This is a genomic window from Geodermatophilus sp. SYSU D00879 (assembly GCF_054050375.1).
In genome coordinates this window covers 144,089-168,462 of the sequence record NZ_JBJGZF010000005.1, presented here as the reverse complement: position 1 = coordinate 168,462, position 24,374 = coordinate 144,089, and the positions used below count along the sequence as shown (strand labels likewise).

General features: G+C 75.9%; 23 protein-coding genes. 10 read left to right on the top strand and 13 right to left on the bottom strand.

Annotated features, from left to right (window positions below):
* Positions 1-10: 10 nt before the first annotated feature.
* Positions 11-622, bottom strand: coding sequence for a hypothetical protein (locus tag ACI79B_RS09455; RefSeq protein ID WP_456928631.1), 612 nt, complete (start codon positions 620-622; stop codon positions 11-13).
* Positions 623-809: 187 nt separating this feature from the next.
* Here ACI79B_RS09455 and ACI79B_RS09450 point away from each other — a divergent pair, with 187 nt between their 5' ends.
* Together ACI79B_RS09450 and ACI79B_RS09445 are read left to right on the top strand one after the other, a co-directional pair.
* On the top strand, positions 810-1,922 hold the full coding sequence (locus ACI79B_RS09450; protein ID WP_456928632.1) for a methyltransferase domain-containing protein: 1,113 nt from the start codon (positions 810-812) through the stop codon (positions 1,920-1,922).
* A gap of 101 nt (positions 1,923-2,023) precedes the next feature.
* On the top strand, positions 2,024-3,748 hold the full coding sequence (locus tag ACI79B_RS09445) for a GmrSD restriction endonuclease domain-containing protein (RefSeq protein WP_456928633.1): 1,725 nt from the start codon (positions 2,024-2,026) through the stop codon (positions 3,746-3,748).
* A gap of 58 nt (positions 3,749-3,806) precedes the next feature.
* Here ACI79B_RS09445 and ACI79B_RS09440 read toward each other — a convergent pair whose 3' ends face one another.
* Positions 3,807-4,016: a hypothetical protein gene (locus ACI79B_RS09440; RefSeq protein ID WP_456928634.1), complete on the bottom strand. Its 210-nt coding sequence runs from the start codon at positions 4,014-4,016 to the stop codon at positions 3,807-3,809.
* Between the two features lie 243 nt (positions 4,017-4,259).
* Between ACI79B_RS09440 and ACI79B_RS09435 the strand changes: the two genes are divergently transcribed.
* Positions 4,260-4,463: a cold-shock protein gene (locus ACI79B_RS09435; RefSeq protein WP_387990932.1), complete on the top strand. Its 204-nt coding sequence runs from the start codon at positions 4,260-4,262 to the stop codon at positions 4,461-4,463.
* Between the two features lie 69 nt (positions 4,464-4,532).
* On the opposite strand, the gene ACI79B_RS09430 is transcribed toward ACI79B_RS09435, so the two are convergent.
* Positions 4,533-5,012 carry a hypothetical protein gene (locus tag ACI79B_RS09430; protein WP_456928635.1) on the bottom strand — a complete coding sequence of 160 codons (480 nt, stop codon included), beginning with the start codon at positions 5,010-5,012 and terminating at the stop codon, positions 4,533-4,535.
* A 75-nt stretch (positions 5,013-5,087) separates the two neighbouring features.
* Entirely contained in the window at positions 5,088-5,726 is a 639-nt protein-coding gene (locus ACI79B_RS09425; RefSeq protein ID WP_456928636.1) for a hypothetical protein, read from the bottom strand.
* Positions 5,727-5,900: 174 nt separating this feature from the next.
* Here ACI79B_RS09425 and ACI79B_RS09420 point away from each other — a divergent pair, with 174 nt between their 5' ends.
* From ACI79B_RS09420 to msrB, 3 genes are read left to right on the top strand one after another with little or no spacing between them, the layout of a single operon-like run.
* Positions 5,901-8,042, top strand: a complete 2,142-nt coding sequence (locus ACI79B_RS09420) for a sensor histidine kinase (RefSeq protein ID WP_456928637.1) — start codon at positions 5,901-5,903, stop codon at positions 8,040-8,042.
* Positions 8,026-8,682 carry a response regulator gene (locus tag ACI79B_RS09415; protein WP_456928638.1) on the top strand — a complete coding sequence of 219 codons (657 nt, stop codon included), beginning with the start codon at positions 8,026-8,028 and terminating at the stop codon, positions 8,680-8,682. Before ACI79B_RS09420 ends, ACI79B_RS09415 begins: the two co-directional genes overlap by 17 nt.
* A gap of 52 nt (positions 8,683-8,734) precedes the next feature.
* Positions 8,735-9,154, top strand: coding sequence for a peptide-methionine (R)-S-oxide reductase MsrB (msrB, locus tag ACI79B_RS09410; RefSeq protein WP_456928639.1), 420 nt, complete (start codon positions 8,735-8,737; stop codon positions 9,152-9,154).
* A 107-nt stretch (positions 9,155-9,261) separates the two neighbouring features.
* Here msrB and hemQ read toward each other — a convergent pair whose 3' ends face one another.
* The 4 genes from hemQ to hemE are packed head-to-tail and all read right to left on the bottom strand — an operon-like array spanning position 9,262 to position 12,877.
* Entirely contained in the window at positions 9,262-9,978 is a 717-nt protein-coding gene (hemQ, locus tag ACI79B_RS09405; RefSeq protein WP_456928640.1) for a hydrogen peroxide-dependent heme synthase, read from the bottom strand.
* A 22-nt stretch (positions 9,979-10,000) separates the two neighbouring features.
* A complete protein-coding gene (locus tag ACI79B_RS09400) occupies positions 10,001-10,435 on the bottom strand; it encodes a hypothetical protein (protein ID WP_456928641.1) in 435 nt (144 codons plus the stop codon).
* A gap of 22 nt (positions 10,436-10,457) precedes the next feature.
* Positions 10,458-11,825, bottom strand: coding sequence for a protoporphyrinogen oxidase (gene hemG, locus ACI79B_RS09395; RefSeq protein WP_456928642.1), 1,368 nt, complete (start codon positions 11,823-11,825; stop codon positions 10,458-10,460).
* Positions 11,822-12,877, bottom strand: coding sequence for a uroporphyrinogen decarboxylase (hemE, locus tag ACI79B_RS09390; protein WP_456928643.1), 1,056 nt, complete (start codon positions 12,875-12,877; stop codon positions 11,822-11,824). The genes hemG and hemE overlap by 4 nt, the downstream gene beginning before the upstream one ends.
* A 76-nt stretch (positions 12,878-12,953) precedes the next feature.
* On the opposite strand from hemE, the gene ACI79B_RS09385 reads away from it, so the two are divergent.
* Together ACI79B_RS09385 and ACI79B_RS09380 are read left to right on the top strand one after the other, a co-directional pair.
* A complete protein-coding gene (locus ACI79B_RS09385) occupies positions 12,954-13,586 on the top strand; it encodes a DUF3000 domain-containing protein (protein ID WP_456928644.1) in 633 nt (210 codons plus the stop codon).
* A gap of 225 nt (positions 13,587-13,811) precedes the next feature.
* Complete coding sequence (locus tag ACI79B_RS09380) at positions 13,812-14,999, top strand: ribonuclease D (RefSeq protein WP_456928645.1); 1,188 nt, start codon at positions 13,812-13,814, stop codon at positions 14,997-14,999.
* 64 nt (positions 15,000-15,063) lie between these two features.
* Here ACI79B_RS09380 and ACI79B_RS09375 read toward each other — a convergent pair whose 3' ends face one another.
* From ACI79B_RS09375 to ACI79B_RS09365, 3 genes are all read right to left on the bottom strand, one after another.
* Positions 15,064-16,350, bottom strand: a complete 1,287-nt coding sequence (locus ACI79B_RS09375; RefSeq protein ID WP_456928646.1) for a sugar ABC transporter permease — start codon at positions 16,348-16,350, stop codon at positions 15,064-15,066.
* Positions 16,351-16,353: 3 nt separating this feature from the next.
* Positions 16,354-17,160: an ATP-binding cassette domain-containing protein gene (locus tag ACI79B_RS09370; protein WP_456928647.1), complete on the bottom strand. Its 807-nt coding sequence runs from the start codon at positions 17,158-17,160 to the stop codon at positions 16,354-16,356.
* Positions 17,161-17,244: 84 nt separating this feature from the next.
* Entirely contained in the window at positions 17,245-18,351 is a 1,107-nt protein-coding gene (locus ACI79B_RS09365) for a sugar ABC transporter substrate-binding protein (protein WP_456928648.1), read from the bottom strand.
* Positions 18,352-18,593: 242 nt separating this feature from the next.
* Here ACI79B_RS09365 and ACI79B_RS09360 point away from each other — a divergent pair, with 242 nt between their 5' ends.
* Together ACI79B_RS09360 and ACI79B_RS09355 are read left to right on the top strand one after the other, a co-directional pair.
* Entirely contained in the window at positions 18,594-19,799 is a 1,206-nt protein-coding gene (locus ACI79B_RS09360; protein ID WP_456928649.1) for a thiolase family protein, read from the top strand.
* Positions 19,796-21,880, top strand: coding sequence for a 3-hydroxyacyl-CoA dehydrogenase NAD-binding domain-containing protein (locus ACI79B_RS09355; protein WP_456928650.1), 2,085 nt, complete (start codon positions 19,796-19,798; stop codon positions 21,878-21,880). The genes ACI79B_RS09360 and ACI79B_RS09355 overlap by 4 nt, the downstream gene beginning before the upstream one ends.
* 167 nt (positions 21,881-22,047) lie before the next feature.
* Here ACI79B_RS09355 and ACI79B_RS09350 read toward each other — a convergent pair whose 3' ends face one another.
* Together ACI79B_RS09350 and dxs are read right to left on the bottom strand one after the other, a co-directional pair.
* Positions 22,048-22,332 (bottom strand): thiamine-binding protein, encoded by a 285-nt coding sequence (locus ACI79B_RS09350; protein WP_456928651.1) that lies wholly within the window; start codon positions 22,330-22,332, stop codon positions 22,048-22,050.
* A complete protein-coding gene (gene dxs / locus ACI79B_RS09345; protein WP_456928652.1) occupies positions 22,329-24,248 on the bottom strand; it encodes a 1-deoxy-D-xylulose-5-phosphate synthase in 1,920 nt (639 codons plus the stop codon). The genes ACI79B_RS09350 and dxs overlap by 4 nt, the downstream gene beginning before the upstream one ends.
* Positions 24,249-24,374 lie beyond the last annotated feature (126 nt).

Here is a 24,374-nt window from a genome sequence, read left to right as displayed (position 1 = left end):
GGCCGGCGGCTCAGCCCGGCGAGTGCAGGAGGGGCCCGCGGAGGTCGAGGTAGGTGGGCGGCTCCTTGGCCAGCCGCGTCAGCTCCTCCATGACCTCCCGCCACTCCGCCGGGGGCTCCCTGCGCTCGCCCTCGCGGGCCTCGGCCTCCGAGGTGAAGTAGCCGACCTGGACCCAGCGCCCGTCCTCGTGGGCGATCAGCACGGAGCCCAGGACGTCGGGCCGGAACTCCGCCATCAGCTCCCGCGGCGCCTGGCCCATGAGCTCCTTCGCGCGCTCGACGTCGGTGACCTGGCCCTGCACGACCTGGACGAAGCCGGCCCGGTCCGGGTCGCCGTACACGTCCGCGGTCACGTCCTCGCTGTCGAGGAACGTGGGCTCGCCCTCGAACAGGTGCCGGACCCCCTCCCACCACCGGCCCTGCTCGGGGCGGTCGGAGTTGCGGCGGGCGGCGTCGGCCGACTCGAAGCGGACGACCGTCACGAACCAGCCGTCGTCGGTGACGCCGGTGGTGCTGCCGAGCCACCCCTCCGCGCCGGGCGACAGCTGCGCCACCCAGTCCTCCACGGCCGAGAACACGGCCTCGGTGTCCGTCGTCCTGCCCTGGATGACCTGAGCGAACATGGCGAGCCTCCCGCCGACGGCGTCTGTCCGGCCCCCGTGGGACCACGAACGCTACGACCGGGCGGCACCGGGGTCGATGGGTCCGCGCCCGGTGGACCACGGGCCCTTCTCCCGGTCCGCCGGCGGGTCTAGCGTCCGGGCGTCGCACGGGGGCCGTCGCACGGGGGACGCACCGAGCGGAGCCCCGATGACCGCCGACACGCACACCCCGCCACGCACCCTCGACCCGGCCCGGGTGGAGGCCTTCGCCGGCCGGCTGATGGCCGCCTACACCGACAGCCTGGTCACCCTGCTCGTCGACCTCGGGTACCGCACCGGCCTGCTGGAGGCCCTCGCCGCGGGCGACGGCACCAGCGCCGAGATCGCCGCCCGGGCCGGGCTGGCCGAGCGCTACGTCCGCGAGTGCCTGGGCGGGCTGGTGACCGCGGGCATCGTCGAGTACTCCCCCGCCACCGGCCGCTACGCGCTGCCCCCCGAGCACGCCGCGTGCCTGACGGGCGGCGGCCCGCTGGACCTCGCGCCGCTGAGCCGGATCACCGGGCTGCTCGGCAGCCACGTGGGCGAGGTCGCCGAGGCCTTCCGGACCGGCGGCGGCGTCCCCTACAGCGCGTTCCGGCCGGAGTTCACCGACGTCATGGACCAGGGCAACCGCGGCCTGTTCGACGGCCACCTCCTGGACGACGTCGTGCCCCTCGCCGGCGGGCTGCCGCAGCGGCTGGCCGAGGGCACCCGCGTGGCCGACGTCGGCTGCGGCACCGGGCACGCGATCACCCTGCTGGCGCGGGCGTACCCCCGCTCGGAGTTCGTGGGCTACGACTTCTCCGCCGACGCGATCGCCCGCGCCCGCGCCGAGGCGGCCGACCAGGGCCTGACCAACGCCGCGTTCGAGGTGTGCGACGCGACCGAGGTGCCGGTCGACCCGCCGTTCGGCGCCGTCCTCGCGTTCGACGCGATCCACGACCAGGCCGACCCGGCCGGCGTGCTGGCCCGGATCCGCCGCGCCCTCGAGCCCGGCGGCGTCTTCCTCATGATGGACATCCGGGCCGCCAGCGCGCTGGAGGACAACCTCGGCAACCCGTTCGCCCCCTGGCTCTACGGCGTCAGCACCCTGCACTGCCTGACCGTCTCGCTGGCCCAGGGCGGCGCGGGCCTCGGCACCGTCTGGGGCGAGCAGCGCGCCCTTCAGATGCTGGCCGCCGCGGGCTTCGACGACGTCGAGGTGCACGAGGTCCCCGACGACCCGCTCGACTCCGTGTACGTCGCCCGCACGCCGCGGGCAGGTCACGGCTCGCCCCTCTGACCCCACGCGCCCCGGGGCCGCTGCGGTTCCTGTACCGGCGGGTCCGCACGTCGGACGATGGCGGGCCGGTGCACCGGAGCACACCACGGGGAGAGCCACACATGGCGTCGTTGTCCGACCCTGCCGTCCAGGCCGTCCTGCGGCACCACACCGGACGGTCGCCGGGGACGCCGATGCGCGCGGTGGTGTCCAAGGCCGCGGCCCTCGGCTACGACGTCGCGCCGGAGCCGTGGGGGGACGAGCCCACGCTGCGCCTGGTGCGGCGGGCGCCGTCGGGGCGCAGCGTCACGCTCCTGGTGGACGGCCGGCAGCTCACCTCGCCCTCCCCCGCGGAGCGCGCCTTCGCCGCCGCGCTGCCCGGCGCCGACGCGACCCGGGTGGACGTCCGGTTCCCCTTCACCGGCAGCGACCCGTTCGACGTCCTGGTGGCCTTCTCCGCCGAGGCGGACCGCGCGCCGGCGCCGGCGCCGTTCCTGCCGCCGGTCCCCACCGGAGACCGGCGGCAACGGGCGGTCCTCGGCGTCGTGGCCGCGGTCGCCGTGCTGGTCGTCGTCGCCGGGGTCGCCGGCTCCGGGCTGCCCGGTGGGCTGCTCGCGCTGGGCCTGGTCGCGCTGCTCGTCGGCCTCGGCGCGGTCGTCACCGGCCGGGCGCGGTGGGCGTTCATCGCCTCCCGCCGGGTCGGCGGCGCCGTGGTCGCGGCGGGCCTCGCGGCCGTCGTCGTCGGCGGGGTGACGGCGCCGCGCGCCGAGCCGACCGCCGCCTCGGCCCCCGCGGTCACCTCCGCGGCCGCGCCCACCACGTCCGCGGCCGGGGGGAGCGCCGCCGCGGAGGCCGCGACCGAGGCCGCCGAGGAGTCGCTGGCGCAGACGGAGACCGCCGAGACCGCCGTCCCCGCGGTCGACTCCGCCACCGGGCTGCTCTCCGACGACGCCACCGACGACGCCGTCGGGTCCGCCGCCCCCACCACCGCGCTGGCCGCCCTCGCCGCCGTCCCGGTGCAGGGCCGGGCGCCGCGCACCGGCTACGACCGCGACCTGTTCGGCAACGGCTGGGTGGACACCGACCGCAACGGCTGCGACACCCGCAACGACGTCCTCGCCCGCGACCTGACCGGCGAGACGTTCAAGCCGGGCACCCGGGACTGCGTCGTCCTGACCGGGATCCTCGACGACCCCTACTCCGGCCGGACCATCGCCTTCCAGCGCGGGCAGACCACCAGCGACGACGTCCAGATCGACCACGTCGTCGCGCTGTCGGACGCGTGGCAGAAGGGCGCCCAGCAGTGGGACGGCGGCCGCCGCGCCCAGTTCGCCAACGACCCGCTGAACCTGCTCGCCGTCGACGGGCCGCTGAACGTGCAGAAGGGCGACGGCGACGCCGCGACGTGGCTGCCGCCGGACCGCTCCCACCGCTGCGCGTACGTCGCCCGGCAGGTGGCGGTGAAGGTCAGCTACGGACTCTGGATGACCCAGGCCGAGCGCAACGCGATCGCCACCGTGCTGAGCACCTGCCCCGCCGAGCCGCTGCCCGGCGGCGTGGTCGCCGCCGTGCCGCGGACGGCGGCGCCGACCACCCCGGCGCCCACGACCACCCGGCCGACCACGCCGGCCCCGGCACCCGCTCCCGCACCGGCCCCTGCGCCGATCCCTGCACCGGCCCCTGCGCCGGCGCCGGCCCCTGCGCCCGCGCCCGTGCCCGACACCGCGGTCAGCTACGCCAACTGCGACGCCGTCCGCGCCGCCGGGGCGGCTCCCATCCACCCCGGGGACCCCGGCTGGGACGAGAAGTTCGACCGCGACCACGACGGCGTCGGCTGCGAGTCGTGACCGCCGGCCCGACCCCCACCCCCGTGGCGCGGGTCGGGCCGGCGAGATCGAGGGGTGCTCAGTCGGCGAGCAGGGCGGCGTGCGCGCCCAGGCGGTGCGCCAGGGCCGCGGCGGTGCCGGTGGACCGCAGGACGTCGGCGAGCAGCTCGGCGAACTCGACCGGGCGCTCCTCCAGCTCCGCGGCCAGCAGGGCGTCGAGGTCGGCCGGGTCGAGGTCGGCGAGCTCGACGAGCACCAGCGGCTCGGCGGGACGCGCGGTGGTCTCCATGACGGGCTCCTCGGGTCGGCGGGCCGGGGTCCGTCCCGGCACCACCGACCCTGAACGGCCTCCCGCACGCCTCTCTCCGCGGAACCGCACGATTCCCGCAAGACCGGTCCCGGCAGGTCCGGGAGCCGACGCGCGCGGCCCCGGGGCGACCGGAGGGGGTCGAGACGGCTATGGTCTGCCCGTCGGGAAGGCCCTGCGCACTGGCAGGACCCCGATGCACCATCGCAGCTAGGAGCGAGCGCAATGCCCGAAGGAACTGTCAAGTGGTTCAACGCGGAGAAGGGGTTCGGCTTCGCCACCCCTGACGGTGGCGGACCGGACGTCTTCGTCCACTACTCGGCCATCCAGACCAGCGGTTACCGCACGCTCGACGAGGGGCAGCGCATCTCGTTCGACGTCGAGCAGGGTCAGAAGGGCCCGCAGGCGGCGAACGTCACCCCGCTCTGATCGCCTGAGCCTCCGCCAGCGCCCCCGTCCGGTCCCCCGGGCGGGGGCGCTGTCGCGTCCGGGAGCGGGTCAGCGGGCCCGGGGCACGTAGCCGCCGACGAGCGCCTGCATGAACAGCGCCCCCGCGTCCGGCCCCACCGCCTGCGCCGCGTCGGCGAAGGCCCGCCAGCGCTGCCGCTCCACGTCGGTCGGCGCCTTCTCCGCGCGGGTGGCCGCCTGCTCGAGCAGCCGCTCCCACTCCCCCTGCGGGGTCGGCCACAGCCCCGCGAGCCGGCGGGCCTCGGCGGAGATGCCGGTGATGCGGACGATGTCGCCGGCGTGGTTGGTCAGCGGCTCGATGTAGCCGGCGGCGGCGAGCGCCTTGGCCGCGGCGATGACGTCGGCCTTCGGCAGCCCGCTGCCGGGGACGACGGAGCCGAGCAGGTACGGGGCGCCGCCGTGCTTCGGCTCGTCGACCAGCCGGGCGATGGCCCGCAGCACGGGCAGGTCGCGGCGGAACCAGGTGTCGGGCAGGGGCCGGTCGAGCGGCGGCTGGCCAGGAGGTGTCACCCGGGAAGTCTCCGCCGCACGCGACGGCGCCCCGCCACCCGGGTCACGGGGATGGCGGGGCGCCGCGGTCGGGGGTCAGCGCGCGCCGGTCAGGTGCGGGCGGGTGGCCAGGACGATCCCGAGGACCACGTAACCGACGAGCAGGTGGGCGGCGCCGACGTACTGGGTGACCGAAGGCAGCAGGAACGCCGTGGGCACGGTGACCGGCGCCCAGCTCTCGGCGACCATCGGCCAGAAGCGGGCGACGCCCGTCCACCGCCCGGCGATCGCGATGCGCACGCCGATGGCGGCCATGCCGAGCATCGACAGCGGCCAGAACAGGTCGATCACGAAGAAGAAGCCGGTGTCGTAGAGCGAGGGCGTCAGGGCCCACATCAGGGACGACACCATCGCCACCGCGAGCAGCGCGTGCTCGACGTGCAGCAGGGTCCGGGCCAGCCGGCCGGTGCCGATCGCCCCGGTGCGCATCTGCGCCGACACCAGGAACACGAGACCGAGCTGGAAGGCGAACGCCGTCAGGTTGACCACCGCGGCCTGCCAGGTGCCGGCCGGCGGCGTCGTCCCGAGCAGGGCGCAGGCGGCCGCCCAGGAGGCGGAGCCGGCGGTCACCGCGATCCCGGCCGTGCGCACCGAGCGGATCGAGGCGGCGGGCCGGGAGCCGGCGGCTGCGGCGAGGTCGGTGCGGGCGGGGGCGGGGGTGGTGGTGAGGGACATCGGGGTCCTCCGTCGTCGGGTGGCGCCGTGTGCGCCGTTCGGGGAGAACGGTCGCGGGGACGCGTCCCGGGCACCCAGGGCCCGCCGCCACGGATCCGGTCCCGTCCCGTGTCCCGGGTGACACGGGACGGCTGCCTCGTGCCCATCGGGACACCGGCAGGCGAGGATGCGCGCGTGCAGGCGCAGGCCCCGGTGGACGGGCGGACCGATCCGGCACCGGACCCCCTCCCCCGGCCCGGTGCCGGCGGGCGGCGGTGGGCGCGGACGACGGCGGCCGCCGGAGTCCTCGCCGTGGTCGTCGGCTCGGCGGTCACCGCCGCGGTCCTCGACGCCACCACGCCGTCGGCGGTGCGGGCGGCGCTGGGCCGCGAGCCGGGCTGGCTGGCCACCCTGCCCGGCCTCGCGCTCGCCGTCCCCGCGGCGCTCCTGCTGCTGCGCGCGCCGCGCAACGCCGTCTCGTGGGTGGTGGCGGGCACGGCCGCGTTCTGGGCCGTCGACGGGCTCGCCGAGTCGTGGGTGTCGTGGTCGCTGCAGGACGGCACCCCGCGGGCCGGCGGCAGCCTGGCGTTCTGGACCGTCGAGCGGCTCGGCTCGGCCCTGCTGCTCGGGCTGCCGCTGCTGCTCCTGCTCTACCCCGACGGCCGGCTGCCCGGCAGCCGGTGGCGCCCGTTGAGCGTGGCCAGCCTCGCCTCGACGGCGCTCCTGCCGGCGCTGCTGCTCGTCGTCCCCGCGGACGTCGCCTTCACCGCCGACGAGGGGACGGCGATCGCGCCCGCCTACGGTGCCCTCGACCTGGACCTCACCTCGCTGCCGCTGCCCGCCGCCGTCGCGCTGCCGCTGCTGCGGATCGGCTTCCCGCTGGCGGTGCTGGGGATCGCGGTCCCGGCCGCGTCGGTGGTCGCCCGGTACCGGCGGGCCGACGGCGAGGACCGCACCCGGATGCGGTGGCTGCTCTGGGCCGCGGTCGTCGACGTCCTCGTCATGCTCGCCACGCTGCTGCTGCCCGCCGACCCGAGCACCCTGGCGCTGGCCGTCGCCGTGGCGCTGACCGGGTCGGCGGTCGCGGTCGGCGTGCTGCGGCCGCGCGCGGTCGACGTCGACCGGCTGCTCGGCGGCACGCTGGTCTACGGCGGCCTCGCCGTCGGTGTCGTGCTGCTCGACCTGCTGGTGCTCGCCGCCGCCGGCGCCCTGCTCGGCGACGCCCTCGGCCGGCGCGACGCCACCCTGCTCACCCTGCTGCTCGTCGCCGGCGTCTACGTGCCGCTGCGCGCGCCGCTGTGGCGGCTGGTCCGCCGCTGGGTACTCGGCGAGCAGGAGGACCCCTACCGCGTCGTGTCCGGCCTGGCGGAGCGGCTGGAGCGCTCCGACGGCGCCGAGGAGCAGCTCATGGCGGTCGCCGCCGGGATCGCCGAGGCCTTCCGCACGCCCTACGTCGGCGTCGAGGTGGACTCCGCCGACGGCGGCCGGCTGGTCGCCGAGCACGGCACCCGCCCGGCCGCGGTGCAGTCGCTGCCGATCGCCTACCGCGGCGAGCAGGTCGGTCGGCTGCTGCTCCCCCGCGCCGGCGTCCGCGCGCAGCTGGTCACCCGCGACGAGCGGCTGCTCGCCGACGTCGTCCGGCAGGCCGCCGCGGCCGCCCGCGCGAGCTCGCTGGCCGCGCAGCTGCAGGCCAGCCGCGAGCAGCTGGTCACCGCGCGGGAGGAGGAGCGCCGCCGGCTGCGCCGCGACCTGCACGACGGCCTCGGCCCCTCGCTGGGCGCCGTGGTGCTGCGCATCGACACCGCCCGCAACCTCGCCGCCGCCCGCCCCGAGGACGCCGACCGGCTCCTGCGCCAGGCCCGTGACGACGTCGCCGCCGCGCTGGCCGACGTGCGCCGGCTCGTGCACGACCTGCGCCCGCCCGCGCTCGACGACCTCGGCCTGGCCGGGGCGGTGCGCCAGCAGGCCGAGCGGCTGCTCCCGGCGCCGGCCACGGTGACCGTGGACGCCGACGGCCTGGCCGACCTGCCCGCCGCCGTCGAGGTGGCCGCCTACCGGATCGCGTCGGAGGCGCTGGCCAACGCGGCGCGGCACGCCGCCGCCTCCCGCGTGCGGGTCACGCTGACCCGCGCGGGCGGCGACCTGGTCGTCGCGGTGGCCGACGACGGCGTCGGGATCGCGCCCGACCGCGCGGCCGGCGTCGGGCTGGTGTCGCTGCGGGAGCGGGCCGCCGAGCTCGGTGGCCGGTGCACGGTGAGCTGCCCGCCCGACGGCGGGACGGAGGTGCGGGCGGTGCTGCCCGTCGAGGGAGGAGCAGCGGGTGACCGAGCCCGATGAGGCGTTGCGGATCGTCGTCGCCGACGACCACCCGGTCTACCGGGACGGGCTGGCGCTGCTGCTCGGCTCGGTACCGGGCCTGGAGGTGGTCGGCACCGCGGCCGACGGCGCCGCGGCGGTCGAGGTGGTGCGCGAGCAGCTGCCCGACGTCGTGGTGATGGACGTGCAGATGCCGGTGCTCGACGGCATCGAGGCCACCCGGCGGATCACCGGAGAGGCGCCGTCGGTGGGCGTGGTGGTGCTGACCATGAGCGAGGACGACGGGACGGTGTTCGCCGCCGTCCGCGCCGGCGCCCGCGGGTACCTGCTCAAGGGCGCCGACCAGGAGGAGGTGGTCCGCGCGATCACCACCGTCGCCTCGGGCGGGGCGGTGTTCGGCGCGGCGCTGGCCCGGCGGATCGCGGAGTTCTTCAGCGCCGGCCCCGCCGGGCCGGAGACGGCGTTCCCGCAGCTGACCGCCCGCGAGCGCGAGGTGCTGGAGCTGGTGGCCGCGGGGCGGTCGAACGCGCAGATCGCCGCGGTGCTGTACCTGTCGCCGAAGACGGTGCGCAACGTCGTCTCCAACGTGCTGACCAAGCTGCAGGTCACCGACCGCGCCCAGGCGATCGTGCGGGCGCGGGAAGCGGGCCTGGGCCGGTGAGGCGGGGGATCCGGCGGGGAATCCGGCCGTGGCCCGGGTCGTTCTCCCGGGCATGACGACGTCCGCTTCGCAGCCGAAGGTGACCAAGAGCGACGAGGAGTGGCGCGCCCAGCTGTCCCCGCAGGAGTACGCGGTGCTGCGCCAGGCGGGCACCGAGCGGCCGTGGACCGGGGAGTACGTCGACACGAAGACCGTCGGCGTCTACACCTGCCGCGCCTGCGGTGCCGAGCTGTTCCGCTCGCAGACCAAGTTCGACTCGCACTGCGGCTGGCCGTCGTTCTACGAGCCGTCGTCGGCGGACGACGTGGTGCTCCGCGAGGACCGCACCCACGGGATGGTCCGCACCGAGGTCCTCTGCGGCACCTGCCACAGCCACCTCGGCCACGTCTTCGACGACGCCCCGCAGACGCCGACCGGCGACCGCTACTGCATCAACTCCGTGTCCGTCCGGCTGGTCCCCGCCGAGGGCTGACCGGCGCCCGTCCGCCGTCCTGGCTCACGCTGACGCGTCCTGGCTCACCGCCCACGATGAGCCAGGACGCAGCACGATCAGGTCAGCTGATCATCCGCGGGCCGGCGTCAGGCCAGGTCGCGGACCAGCTCGGCGACCGGCTTGCGCATGCCGGTGTAGAACGGCACCTCCTCGCGCACGTGCCGGCGGGCGCGGCTGGCGCGCAGGTCGCGCATGAGGTCGACGATGCGGTGCAGCTCGTCGGCCTCGAAGGCGAGCATCCACTCGTAGTCGCCCAGGCCGAACGAGGCGACGGTGTTGGCCCGCACGTCCGGGTAGGGCCGGGCCTGCATGCCGTGCTCCTTGAGCATGTCCCGCCGCTCCTCGTCGGGCAGCAGGTACCACTCGTAGGACCGCACGAACGGGTAGACGCAGACGTAGCGCCGCGGCTCCTCGTCGGCGAGGAACGCCGGGATGTGGCTGCGGTTGAACTCCGCCGGGCGGTGCAGCGCCATCTGCGACCACACCGGCTCCAGCGCGCGGCCGAGCTCGGTGCGGCGCAGCCGGGTGTAGGCCTCCTGCAGCGCCTCCGGGGTCTCGGCGTGCCACCAGACCATGAGGTCGGCGTCGGCGCGCAGGCCCGCGAGGTCGTAGGTGCCGCGGACGACGACGCCCTTGCCGGCCAGCTCCTCGAACAGCCCGGCGACCTCGTCGGCGGCGGCGGTGCGCCGGTCGTCGGCCAGCGGCCGGGCGAGCCGGAACACCGACCACATCGTGTAGCGGATCAGGGCGTTGAGCTCGTTGGCCCGCTTGCCGACGCTCTTGGTCTCCGTCTGCTCGCTCATGCCCCCATTGTCGCGCGGCCGGTCAGCGCCGGGCGCCGCTCCCCCGGCCGGCCAGCGAGGCGATCGTCACGACGACGACGTCCTCGGCGAGCGCCGCCGCGAGGTCCGGCACCCGCCGCCCAGCGAGCCGCCGCCACCGCGCGCCGCCGAGGGTCCCCGCCGCGGCGCCGGCCGCGCCCGCGAGCGCCGGCAGCAGCCGGCCGCCCCGCCGGCGGGCCAGCAGCGCGCCACCGGCGGCGCCCGCCGCGAGCCGGACGGCGACGCTCGGCGGGACCGTCCGGGACGGCGTGGCCGGCAGCTTGTCGGCGACCAGCTCCCCCGCGACGGCGGCGAGCGCGGCCAGCCGCACCGGCCGGCGCCGGGAGGCGACGAGCGCGGGGACCGCCAGGCCCAGGGAGCTGCGGCCGCCGGCGGCGATCCCGAGCAGGGCGGCCCGCAGGACGAGGGAGGAGGTCACCGGCACAGCCTGTCAGCCCGGGTCAGGCCAGGGCCTCCACGGCCCGGCGCGCGCCGCGGATGCACGCCGGGACGCCGACGCCGTCGTAGGCCGCGCCCGCGACCGCCAGCCCCGGCACCGCGGCGACCGCGTCGCGCACCGCCACCACCCGCTGCGGGTGGCCGACCAGGTACTGCGGCAGCCCGCCGCCCCAGCGCACCAGGCGCGCCTCCACCGGCTCGCGGCGCTCGAGGCCGAGCAGGTCGGCGACGTCGGCGACCACCGCGGCGGTCAGGTCGTCGTCGTCGCGCTGCAGCTGCACCTCGTCGCCGTAGCGACCCACCGACGCCCGCACCCGCAGCAGGCCGTCGCCGGACAGGTGCGGCCACTTCGACGACGACACCGTCACGCCCTTGACCAGCCGCCCGGTCACCGGCGGGACGAGCAGCCCCGACCCGGCGTCGACCGGCTGGGCGGGGAACGCCATCGCGACCACGGCCATCGAGGCGTACGGGATGCCGCGCAGCGGCTCGACGGCGTCCGGCGCCACCCCCGCCAGCAGCCGCGCGGACTTCCCGGCCGGCGCGGTGACGACGACGGCGTCGGCCGCCAGCACCTCGGGCGCGGCGGTCGGCCCGACGGCCACCTCCAGCCGGCCGCCCGCACGGCGGATCGCGTGCGCCGGCGTGCGCAGCCGCACCTGCGCGCCCGACGCCACCACCAGCGCGTCCGGCAGCGCGCCGATCCCGTCGGCGACGGTGACGAACACCGGCCCGTCGGCGTCGCCGCGGCTGCGGGCGCCGGCGTCCCGGGCGGCGAGCGCCGCGGCGAGCACCGAGTCGGCGCGGGCGAGCTGGGCGGCCAGCGCCGGCATGGTCGCGGCCAGCGAGAGGTCGTCGGGGCGGCCGGCGTAGACGCCGCCGAGCAGCGGCTCGACCAGCCGGTCGACCACCTCGTCGCCCAGCCGCGCGCGCAGCAGCCCGCCGACGGAGACGTCGCCCTCCAGGCGCAGCGGCGGCAGCTCGGCCTCCGCGCGCACCCGCGCGACGCCGTCGGGGGTGAGCACGCCGCCCAGCCCGTCGGCCGACGTCGGCACGCCCTGCACGGTGCCCGGCGGCAGCGGGTGGCGGCCGTCGGGGAGCACGATCGAGGCCTGCGTGGTGCGCGGCGCCACCAGCCGGTCGGCCAGCCCCAGCTCCTCGACCAGCTCGACCGCCTCCGGCACCCGGGCCAGCACCGCCTCGGGGCCGGTGTCGTACCAGACGCCGGCGAGCTCGACCCGGTCGAGCTTGCCGCCGATCCGCCCGCCGGCCTCCACGACGACGACCTCGTCGGCGGGCCGCCGCCGGCGCCACTCGAACGCCGCGGTGAGCCCGGCGATGCCGGCCCCGACGACGACGACCCGGGTCATCGCGCGGACAGCTCGTGCACCAGCTCGACGACGTGGGTGAGCACGCCCGGGTCGGTCTCGGGCAGCACGCCGTGACCGAGGTTGAACACGTGCCCGCGGGCGGCGCGGCCCTGCGCGACGACGCGGCGGACCTCGCGGTCGACGGTCTCCCGGTCGGCCAGCAGCACGGCCGGGTCGAGGTTGCCCTGCAGCGAGCGCTGCGGCCCCACCCGGCGGGCGGCCTCGTCCAGCGGCACCCGCCAGTCGACCCCGACGACGTCGGCCCCCGCGTCGCCGATCAGCGCGAGCAGCTCGCCGGTGCCGACGCCGAAGTGGATCCGCGGCACGTCCCGGTCGCCGAGCCCGTCGAACACCGCCCGCGAGTGCGGCAGCACGCGGGTGCCGTAGTCGGCGGCGGACAGCACGCCGGCCCAGGAGTCGAACAGCTGCACCGCCGCGGCGCCGTTGTCGATCTGCGTGCGCAGGAAGGTCGCGGCGGAGACGGCGAGGCGGTCGAGCAGCCGGGTCCACGCCTCGGGCTCGGCGTACATGAAGGCCTTGGTGCGGGCGTGCTCCTTGGAGGGGCCGCCCTCGATCAGGTAGGTCGCCAGCGTGAACGGCGCCCCGGCGAAGCCGATGAGCGGCGTCGGGCCGAGCTCGGCGACCAGCCGGCGCACCGCCGTCGCGAGGAACTCCAGCCCGTCGGGTTCGAGGTCGGGCAGCGCGTCGACGTCGGCGACGGTGCGCACCGGGCTCGCCACCACCGGGCCGACGCCGGGCTTGATCTCGATGTCGACCCCGGCCACCACCAGCGGCAGCACGATGTCGGAGAAGAGGATCGCGGCGTCCACGCCGTGCCGGCGGACCGGCTGCAGGGTGATCTCGGTGACCAGGTCCGGGTCCTGGCAGGCCTCGAGCATCGCCGTCCCCGCGCGCAGCGCCCGGTACTCCGGCAGCGACCGGCCGGCCTGCCGCATGAACCACACCGGCGTCCGGCCGACGGGGAGGCCGCGGGCGGCCCGCACGAGGTCCGAGTCGGCGGGGGACGGCGGGACGGCGGGTGCGGTGCTCACGACGCCCGATCCTCCCAGACCCCGCAGCGGCGGCGCGTCCGAGACAGACCGGGCCCGCGGCCCCTACCCTGCGAGCGTGGAGCCACACAGCCTGGCCGGGTCCCGGGACGGGTCCGGTGCGCGTGCGGGCTCCGACGACCGTCCGGCCGCCTTCGTCGCGGGCCTGGAGTCCCTGGCCGCGGTGCGGGTGCGCCCCGAGGTCGTCCTCGAGACGATCCCCCCGCCGCAGCGCCTGGCGCCGTACGCGCACGCGCTGGCCGCGCGGGTCGTCGAGGGAGAGGGCGACGACGAGGTCGAGGTCGCCGTCGCCCGGTTCATCGTGCTGCACGACCCCGACGGCCACGAGGCCTGGGACGGCACCACCCGCTGCGTCGGGTACCTGTCGGCGAGCACCGACGAGCACATGGTCGACGACGCGATGTTCTCCGAGGTCGCCTGGAGCTGGCTGACCGACGCCCTGCAGGAGTGCGGCGCGGCCTCGCACGCGCTCGGCGGCACGGTCACCCGCACCGCCTCGACCCGCTTCGGTGACCTCGCCGGCCCCGAGCACAGCGTCGACGTCGAGCTCCGGGCCTCCTGGACCGCCGAGGACACCGCGCTCGGCCGCCACCTCGACGCCTGGCTGCAGGTGCTCGCCAACGCGGCCGGGCTCCCGCCGCCGGGCGTCGCGCTGCTGGGCCCGTCCGGTCCGGTCCCCGGCACGCCCTGACCACCGCCCCCTGACCGGCCGGTCCGCCGCGGTCACTACCATCGCTGGTGACGGGACGCACTCCCCCGGGTCCGCGCCGCTCGGCCTGCACACCCCGGGAGCCGGCGGGACCGGTGGCGCGTACGGACGGGACGGCGGGTAGGTGGACGGCAACTGAGCACCGAGCCCCTTCCCCTCGACGGCCTGGAGACCGCCCCGGAGCCCGCTCCGGAGGCGCCCGCCCCGGTGCCCCTGCTCGCCCCGCGCGACGGGCTGCCGCCGGTCATCGACACCCCCGACGCGCTCGCGCGCTACGCCGACGCCCTGCGCGGCGGCACCGGGCCGGTCGCCGTCGACGCCGAGCGCGCCTCCGGCTACCGGTACGGCCAGCGCGCCTACCTGGTGCAGCTGCGCCGCGCCGGCGCGGGCACCGGGCTGGTCGACCCCGTCCCGCTCGGGGACCTCTCGGTCGTGCAGGACGCGATCGCCGACGCCGAGTGGGTGCTGCACGCCGCCAACCAGGACCTGCCGTGCCTGGCCGAGATCGGCATGGTCCCGAGCCGGGTCTTCGACACCGAGCTGGCCGCCCGCCTCGCCGGGCTGCCGCGGGTGGGGCTGGCCGCCGTCGTCGAGTCGCTGCTCGGGTACTCGCTGGTCAAGGGCCACTCGGCCGCCGACTGGAGCACCCGCCCGCTGCCCGAGGAGTGGCTGGTCTACGCCGCCCTCGACGTCGAGGTGCTGGTGGACCTCCGCGACGCGCTCGCCGCGCTGCTCGAGGAGCAGGGCAAGACCGAGTGGGCGCGGCAGGAGTTCGCCGCCATCCTCGCCGCCGGCCCGCCGGCACCGCGGCAGGACCCGTGGCGGCGCACGTCCGGCGTGCACGGGCTGCGCAACCGCCGTCAGCTCGGCATGCTCCGCTCGCTGTGGCAGGCGCGGGACGACCTGGCCCGCCGGCGCGACGTCGCCCCCGGCCGGGTGCTGCCCGACGCCGCGATGGTCGCCGCCGTCCAGGCCGATCCGCAGACCGAGGGCGCGCTGCTGGAGCTGCCGGTCTTCCGCGGCCGGGCCAACCGGCGGCTGGTGGGCACCTGGTTCGGTGCGCTGGCCCGCGGCCGGGCGCTGCCGGAGGCGGAGCTCCCGCCGCACAGCCGCCCCGGTGACGGGCCGCCGCCGGTCAACCGCTGGGCCGACCGCGACCCCGCCGCGGCCACCCGGCTGCAGACCGCGCGCAAGGCCCTCGCGGCGCTGTCCGAGGAGCTCAGCGTGCCGGTGGAGAACGTCCTCTCCCCCGACCTGGTGCGCCGGCTGATGTGGACCCCGCCCGAGCCGCGCGACGCCGAGACGGTGGCCGCGGCCCTGCGCGCCGGCGGCGCCCGCGAGTGGCAGGTCGGGCTCACCCGCGACCTGCTCACCGACGCGCTCTCCCGCGCCTGACCCGCAACGACGAGGGGCCCGCCGTCCGGTACCGGACGACGGGCCCCTCGTTGGGTTCCGCGGGCTAGTGCCCCGTGGCCGCGGCCCGCCGGCGGGCCAGCGCGTCGACGCTGGCGGCCAGCAGGAGGACTCCACCGGTGATGATGAAGTTCAGGTAGGCCTCGGTGCCCAGCAGGCCCAGGCCGTTGGCGATGATCGCCACGACCAGGCCACCGAGGACGGCGTCACGCACCCGGCCCCGGCCACCGAAGAGGCTGGTGCCACCGATGACCGCGGCGCCGACGGCGTAGAGCAGCGTGTTGCCGCCGCCGGAGCCCGGCGCCACGGAGCCGAGGCGGGCCGCCGCGACGATGCCGCTGATCGCGGCCAGCGTCGAGCCGATCACGAAGACGCTCACGCGGATCCTCGTGACGTTGATGCCGGCGCGCCGGGAGGCCTCCGCGTTGCCGCCGACCGCGTAGACGTGCCGGCCGAAGCCCGTCCGGCCGAGGACGAAGGTCAGGAACAGCAGCAGGATGACCACGAGCGGGATCGCGTACGGGATGCCGGCCAGCACCACGCCGGGAGCCGGGGCGCGGTCGACGCTCAGCACCGCCGTCACCAGGACGACGACCGCGGCGATCACGCCGATCCGGACGAGCACCACCGCGAGCGGGGCGTGCGCGAGGCCCTTGGCCTTCTGCACGCGGAACCGGTTGAGCTGGAGCGCGGCGTAGGCGGCGATGGTCAGCAGGGCGAGGACCCAGCCGAGCGCGACCGGCACGTTCTTGTCGCTGATCGCCGAGATCACCGGGTCGCGCACCGGCACCGTGCCGCCCTCGCCGATGAGCCGCAGGGTGAAGCCCTGCCAGCCCAGGAACAGCGCGAGGGTCACGACGAACGACGGGATGCCGACCATCCCGACGAGGCTGCCGGTGAACAGGCCGATGACCACGCCGGTGGCGATGGCCGCCAGGACGGCGACCCACCACGGTGAGCCGACGTCGGCGAGCAGCTTGGCCATGACCGCGGCGCAGACGCCGCTGACCACGCCGGCGGACAGGTCGATCTCGCCCAGCAGCAGGATGAAGACCAGCCCCATCGCCAGGATGATGATCGGCGCGGCCTGGTCGGCCAGGTTGGCCATGTTCCGCGGGGTCAGGAAGGTCTCGGGCCGCAGCACGAAGAACAGCAGCCCGAGGACGACGATGCCGAGGACGGCCGGCAGCGCGCCGAGGTCACCGCCGCGGACGCGGTCGAGGTAGGCCCGGACGGTCGCGCCGAGGGTGTCGGCGCCGCGGTCGGCCTCGAAGCCCGACGGGGCCCCGCCCGGCTCCTGCGAGCTGGTGGGCGTGGAGATGGTGCTGGACACGGGTCAGACCTCCACGGCCGCGGCGTCGGCGGGGGCGATGCCCAGGTTGCCCGCTCGGCCCGCCGTGATGAGCTCGATCACCTGGGGGCGGTCGACCTGCGAGATCGGCACGTCGGCCGCCATCCGGCCCAGGTACAGGGCGGCGACGCGGTCGGCCACCTCGAAGACGTCGACCATGTTGTGGCTGATGAAGACCACGGCGTGGCCGGTGTCGGCCAGCCGGCGGACGAGGTCGAGCACCTGCCGGGTCTGCGCGACGCCGAGGGCGGCGGTCGGCTCGTCGAGGATGACGAGCTTGGACTCCCAGAGCACGGCCTTGGCGATGGCGACCGTCTGGCGCTGACCGCCGGAGAGGCTGGAGACCAGCTGACGTACGGACTTCAGGGTCCGGACGGAGAGCTTGCTGAGGGTCTCCCGGGCGGCCACCTCCATGGACGTCTCGTCGAGGAGGATGCCGCTCTTGCGCTCGCGCCCGAGGAACATGTTCTGGACGACGTCGAGGTTGTCGGCCAGCGCGAGGTCCTGGTAGACGACCTCGATGCCGAGGGCGGCGGCGTCGCGCGGCCCGCTGACCGTGACCTGCCGGCCCTCGAAGAGGAACTCGCCGGAGTCGATGGCGTGGATGCCGGCGATGGACTTGATGAGCGTGCTCTTGCCCGCCCCGTTGTCGCCGACGAGCGCGGTGACCTGGCCGGGGTAGACCTTCATGTGCACGTCGTGCAGGACCTGGATGGCGCCGAAGCTCTTGTTGACGCCGCGGAGTTCCAGGGTGGGGGTGCCGTCCTGGGGACGGGCGGTGGGAGCGGACACACCGGGCCTCTCGGTCGCGCTGGGGGGGCTGGGACAGCAGCCGCCGGGGCGTCCCATGATGGGCGCCCCGGCGGCTGGTGACCACTACGAGATCCCGAGCTCCTGGCACGCGGCGGCGAAGTCGCCGGTGCACAGCTCCTCGGCGGTCACGAACTCGTCGTCGACGACGTCCTTGACGTTGTCACGGAAGATCGAGACCGGCGTCAGCAGGACCGACGGGACCTCGCGGCCGCCCTCGGTGTCCTCGACGGTGCCGGTGGTCTCGCCCTCCTCGCCGTTGAGCAGCGCGACGGCGAGCTCGGCCAGCGCGTTGGCCTCCTCGCGGACCGACTTGTAGACCGTCATGCACTGGTCGCCGGCGAGGATGTTCTGGAGCCCCTCGACGGAGGCGTCCTGACCGGTGACGTTGGACGCGCCGGCGGCGTTGTTGCGGCCGAGGATCTGGATGACGGAGTTGGCGAGCCCGTCGTTGGCCGCGACCACGCCCTGGATGTTGCCGCCGGCCTGGGTGTACATCTGCTCGAAGATCGTCGCGGCCTCCTGGTTGTCCCAGTCGGGCACGGCCTGCTCGGCGACCTGCGTGTACTGCGTCAGCGGGTCGAGCACCTCGTGGGCGCCCGCCGAGAACAGCGTCGCGTTGTTGTCGTCCGGGGAGCCGTTGAGGAACGCGATGTTGCCCTGCGCGACGCCGTTGGCCTCCAGGCACTGCTGCAGCCCCTGGCCCTGCAGGCGGCCGACCTCGGTGTTGTCGAAGGAGACGTAGTACTCGGCCGAGCCACCCAGCGTCAGCCGGTCGTAGTCGATCGTCTGGACGCCCTCGGCGGCCGCCTGCTCCTGGATCTGCGCGCCGGAGGCCGAGTCGAGGTTGACGATCGCGAGGACGGTGGCGCCCTCGGTGATCATCTGCTCGGCGATGGTCGCCTGCCGCTGGGCGTCGCCCTCGGCGTTCTGGATGTCGTACTCGACACCGGCCTCCTCGAAGGCCGCCTCGAGGTAGGGGCGGTCGAAGTTCTCCCACCGCACCGAGGACTCGGTGTCGGGGAGGATCACGCCGACCTTGCCGGCGGCCTCGCCGCCACCGCCGCCGCCGCTGTCGCCGCTGCCGCTGTCGCCGCTGTCGCTGCCACACGCAGCGAGGCTGAAGACCAGGGCGGCCGCCAGGGCCGTCATCGTGGTGCGCCGTCGCGCCATGGATGGGTCCACCGTTCCGTCGGGAATCTGCAGAAGTGCGGCGGCCAATATGCGCCCCGGGTCACACGGGTTGCAAGCCCGGGTCGGTGGCGTTGCCGGACCGTGACCTCCGCCCGGGCGAGGCGCCGCGGGCCCCGGTGCCCCGCACGGGTCGGGTCGCGCTTGGAGCGGCGGTTACCGGCGGGTAACTTCACCTGCGCCGTCCCCGTGCCCGGGCCGGCTCCCACTGCTGCGGAGGTCCCATGTCCCGCTCGCTGCGTGAGGTCGTCTTCGTCGACGGCGTACGCACCCCCTTCGGCAAGGCAGGCCCGAAGGGCGTCTACGCGGAGACGCGCGCCGACGACCTGGTCGTGCGCGTGATCCGCGAGCTGCTGCGCCGCAACCCGGCGCTGCCGGCCGACCGGGTCGACGAGGTGGCCATCGCCGCCACCACCCAGATCGGCGACCAGGGCCTGACCATCGGCCGCACCGCCGCGCTGCTCGCCGGGCTGCCGAAGTCGGTGCCCGGCTACGCCATCGACCGCATGTGCGCCGGCGCGATGACCGCCGTCACCACCACCGCGAGCGGCATCGCCTTCGGCGCCTACGACGTCGCCATCGCCGGCGGGGTCGAGCACATGGGCCGCCACCCGATGGGCGAGGGGGCCGACCCCAACCCGCGGTTCTTCAGCGAGAAGCTCGTCGACGGCTCGGCGCTGGTCATGGGCTCCACCGCGGAGAACCTGCACGACCGCTTCCCGCACCTGACCAGGGAGCGCGCCGACGCGTTCGCCCTGGCCAGCCAGCAGAAGTACGCCAAGGCCGTCGCCAACGGACAGATCGGCCCGGAGCTGGTGACGGTCGCCACCCGCTCGGCCGAGCACGGCTGGGGCCTGGCCACCGCCGACGAGCCGCCGCGGCCGAACACCACCCTCGAGGGCCTGGGCACGCTCAAGACCCCGTTCCGCCCGCACGGGCACGTGACCGCCGGCAACGCCGCGGGCCTCAACGACGGCGCCACCGGCTGCATCCTCGCCGCCGAGGAGGTCGCGCAGGAGCTGGGCCTGACCGCCGGCATGCGGCTGGTCGGCTACGGCTTCGTGGGCGTCGAGCCCGAGGTCATGGGCGTCGGCCCGGTCCCCTCGACCGAGCGCGCGCTCGCCCGCACCGGCCTGACCATCGACGACATCAGCCTGTTCGAGCTGAACGAGGCCTTCGCCGTCCAGGTGCTGGCCTTCCTCGACCACTTCGGCATCGCCGACGACGACGAGCGGGTCAACCCCTGGGGCGGCGCCATCGCCGTCGGCCACCCGCTGGCCTCCTCCGGCGTCCGCCTGATGACCCAGCTGTCGCGGCAGTTCGCCGAGCGCCCCGACGTCCGCTACGGCCTGACCGCCATGTGCGTGGGCCTGGGCATGGGCGCCACCGTCATCTGGGAGAACACCAACTGGGAGGGTAGGGCCAAGTGAGCGCCGTGTTCGAGAACGAGGTCGTCACCAACGCCAAGGTGCGGTACCTGCGGGTGCCCGGCCTGGCCGGCGAGATCGCGCTGATCACGCTGGACAACGGGCACGACCACACCCGCCCGTCCACCTTCGGCCCCGGCGGGCTCGCCTCGCTGGACGCCGCGCTCGACGAGATCGCGGCGCACACCCCGGCGCCGGCGGCCATCGCCGTCACGGGCAAGCCGTTCATCTTCGCCGTCGGCGCGGACCTCTCCGGCGTCCCCGCGGTGACCTCCGCCGAGGCCGCCCGCGAGATCGCCGAGACCGGCCACCGGGTGTTCCGGCGGCTCAAGGACGCCGGCGTCCCGACGTTCGCGTTCGTCAACGGCGCGGCGCTCGGCGGCGGCCTGGAGCTGGCGCTGCACTGCACCTACCGGACGATCGCCGGCACCGCCGTCGTCGCCTTCCCCGAGGTCTTCCTCGGCCTGGTGCCCGGCTGGGGCGGCACGCAGCTGCTGCCGGACCTGATCGGGATCGACCCGGCGGTCACCGTGATCGTCGAGAACGCGCTGGCGCAGAACAAGGTCACCTCCGGCCCGCGGGCCGCGGAGCTGGGGATCGCCGACGCGCTGTTCGAGCCCGCCGACTTCCTCGAGCGGTCGCTGGAGTGGGCCGCCGCCGTCCTCACCGGAGACATCACGGTGACCCGCCCCGAGGCCGACCGGTCGGGCTGGGACGCCGCGATCGAGCGGGCCCGCGGCATCGTCGCCGCCCGCACGCGCAACGCCTCCCCCGGCGCGCTGCGCGCCGTCGAGCTGCTCGACCTGGCCCGCAACGGCGTCGACGGCGAGGCGTTCACCGCCGGCACCGCCGCCGAGGACCAGGCGCTCACCGACCTGCTGATGAGCGACGAGCTCCGCGCCTCGCTCTACTCGTTCGACCTGGTGAACAAGCGGGCCAAGCGGCCGGCCGGCGCGCCGGACAGGTCGCTGGCGCGGAAGGTCACCAAGGTCGGCGTCGTCGGCGCCGGGCTCATGGCCTCGCAGCTGGCGCTGCTGTTCGTGCGCCGGCTCGAGGTGCCCGTCGTCCTCACCGACGTCGACCAGGCGCGCGTGGACAAGGGCGTCGGCTACGTGCACGGGGAGCTGGACGAGCTCGCCGGCCGCGGCCGGCTCTCGGCGGACGAGTTGAACCGGCTCAAGGGCCTGGTCACCGGGTCGCTGGACAAGGCCGACTTCGCCGACGCCGACCTCGTCGTCGAGGCGGTGTTCGAGGAGATGTCGGTCAAGCAGCAGGTGTTCGCCGAGGTGGAGGCCGTCGTCTCCCCCGAGTGCGTGCTGGCCACCAACACCTCGGCGCTGTCGGTGACCGAGATGGCCTCCAAGCTCGAGCACCCCGAGCGGGTCGTGGGCCTGCACTTCTTCAACCCGGTGGCGGTCCTGCCGCTGCTGGAGGTCGTGCGCGCCGAGCAGACCGACGACGCCGCGCTGGCCACCGCCTTCGCCGTCGGCAAGGCGCTGAAGAAGTCCTGCGTGCTGGTCGCCGACGCCCCGGCGTTCGTCGTCAACCGGCTGCTCACCCGCTTCCTCGGCGAGGTCACCTCGGCCGTCGAGCAGGGGACGCCGGTGGCCGTCGCCGACCGGGCGCTGGACCCGCTGGGCCTGCCCATGTCGCCGTTCGAGCTGCTCACGCTGGTCGGCCCGCCGGTCGCGCTGCACGTGGCCGAGCGGATGCACGAGGCCTTCCCCGACCGGTTCGCCGTCGGCGAGGGGCTCCGGAAGATGGTCGAGCTGGGCAAGACCAGCGTCTGGTCCGAGCCCGGCGTCGTCGACCCCGACCTCGCCGGCATCGACGAGGGCGACTCGCCGCTGACCGAGGACGAGGTCCGCGACCGCGCCGTGCGGGCACTGGCCCAGGAGATCCGGCTGATGCTCGACGAGGGCGTCGTCCAGGCCGTGCAGGACATCGACCTGTGCATGGTGCTGGGCGCCGGCTGGCCGTTCTGGCTGGGCGGCATCTCCGCCCACCTCGACCGCACCGGCGTCTCCGAGGCGGTCACCGGCTCGCGGTTCCTGCCGAGGGGCGTGGCCAGCCTCCCCGCCTGAGGGCGCTGACGACGACGGCCCGGGTCCCCGCGAGGGGCCCGGGCCGTCCGCCGTCGCGGCGCCGTCCTGGCTCGCCGTGGCGCGTCCTGGCTCACCGTGGCACGTCCTGGCTCATGCCCGGCGGTGAGCCAGGACGCAGCACGATCAGGCGGCCTGATCGTGCTACGTCAGCGGAACTTGCGGGTGAGGCTCTCGATCGTCCGGTCGACCGAGGCGACCTTCACGTGCGAGATGCCGCTGGTGGCGCCCGCGGCCAGCATCGCCTCGTGCGCCGCCCGCAGGGTGGCCCACACCGCGTCGGCGTCGCCCTCGAGCGTCGTGCCGAGGGCGCCGACCTCGTGCCGCAGCCCGGAAGCGCGGATCACCCGGACGGCGGCCTCGACGAAGGCGTGCGGGTCCTCCGGCGTCCCGGCCGGCGTGGGCGCGACCTGGATCTCGGCGATGACCGTCACTGCTGGGCGCCGTCCACGGGCTCGGCGGCCGGCTGCTGCTCGGCCCGCTCGGTGAGCACCGCGGTCCACTCGGCGATCCGGCGGGCGACGTCCTGCTCGGTCAGGCCGCAGTCGGCCAGCACCTGGCCGCGGCTGCCGTGCTCGAGGAACGCCTGCGGCAGGCCCAGCGCGCGCACCGGGACGTCGTGCTGGCGGTCCTGCAGCGCCTGCGACAGCGTCGTCCCGACGCCGCCGGCCCGGCCGCCGTCCTCCACGGTGACGACCAGCCGGTGCGCGGCGGCCATCTCGACGAGCTCGTCGGAGACCGGCAGCACCCAGCGCGGGTCGACGACGGTCACCTCGATGCCGTGGTCGGCGGCCCGCTCGGCGGCGGCCAGGCACATCGGCACCATGGCGCCGACGGCGACCAGCAGCACCTCCTCGCGCTCCCCGCGCCGCAGCACGTCGACCGGGCCGCGCCGCTCCAGCGCCGGGATGTCCAGCGGCGGCGGGCCCTTGGGGAAGCGGACGACGCTCGGCGCGTCGGTGACGGCGACCGCCTCGCGCAGCGCCTCGCGCAGGGTCGGCTCGTCGCGCGGCGCGGCGAGGTGCAGCCCCGGCACGACCGAGCAGATCGACATGTCCCACATGCCGTTGTGCGAGGCGCCGTCTGTGCCGGTGACCCCGGCGCGGTCGAGGACGAGCGTGACCGGCTGGCGGTGCAGCGCGACGTCCATGAGCAGCTGGTCGAAGGCCCGGTTGAGGAAGGTCGAGTAGACCGCGACGACCGGGTGCAGCCCGCCCATCGCCATCCCGGCCGCGCTGGTGAGCGCGTGCTGCTCGGCGATGCCGACGTCGTAGGTCCGCTCGGGGAAGCGCTCGGCGAAGGCGGCCAGGCCGGTCGGGTGCAGCATCGCCGCGGTGACGGCGACGACGTCGGCCCGCTCGGCGCCGATGCGTACCAGCTCGTCGGAGAACGCCGTCGTCCAGTCGCGGGCGACCGCGGGGCTGGTGCCGCTGTCGGGGTCGAAGACGCCGGTGGCGTGCCAGGCGTCGATCTGGTCGGTCTCGGCCGGCGGGTAGCCGAAGCCCTTGGTGGTGACCGCGTGCACGATCACCGGGCGGCCGAACGACCGCGCCCGGCGCAGCGCGGACTCCAGCACCTCGACGTCGTGGCCGTCGACCGGGCCGACGTACTTGAGGCCGAGGTCCTCGAACATGCCCTGCGGCGCCAGGACGTCCTTGACGCCCTTCTTCAGGCCGTGCAGCGCGTCGTAGAGCGCCGACCCGACGACGGGGGCCTTGTGCAGCGCCTGACGGATGGCCAGCAGCGCCTGCTCGTAACCGGGCCGCAGCCGCAGGGTCGCCAGCGCGTCGGCGACACCGCCGATGGTCGGCGAGTAGGAGCGGCCGTTGTCGTTGACGACGATCACCACCGGCCGGTCCTGGGCGGCGGCGATGTTGTTCAGCGCCTCCCAGGCCATTCCGCCGGTCAGCGCGCCGTCCCCGACGACGGCGACGACGGGGCGCTTGTCCCCGCGGACGGCGAAGGCCTTGGCCAGCCCGTCGGCGTAGGACAGCGCGGTCGAGGCGTGGCTGTTCTCGACCCAGTCGTGCTCGCTCTCGGTGCGGCTCGGGTAGCCCGACAGGCCGCCGCGCTGGCGCAGCCGGTCGAAGCCCTCGACCCGGCCGGTGAGCATCTTGTGCACGTAGGCCTGGTGGCCGGTGTCGAAGACGATGGGCTCGTGCGGGGACTCGAAGACCCGGTGCAGCGCGATGGTGAGCTCGACGGTGCCGAGGTTCGGCCCGAGGTGGCCGCCGGTGCGGGCGACGCTGGTGACCAGTGCGTCACGGATCTCCGCGGCCAGCGCGGGCAGCTGCTCGGGGGGCAGGGCCCGGAGGTCTGCGGGGTCGCGGAGCGAGCGCAGGAGCGACACGGGGAGGAGGTGTCCTCTCTGTCGGCGGCGGGGCACGGCCCTCCGACGGCCGCCGACCCACTGTAGTCGCGCGGCGGCGCGGACCTCCGGCCGAGCCGGGGCCGAGACGGGACGGTTCCGTCACTC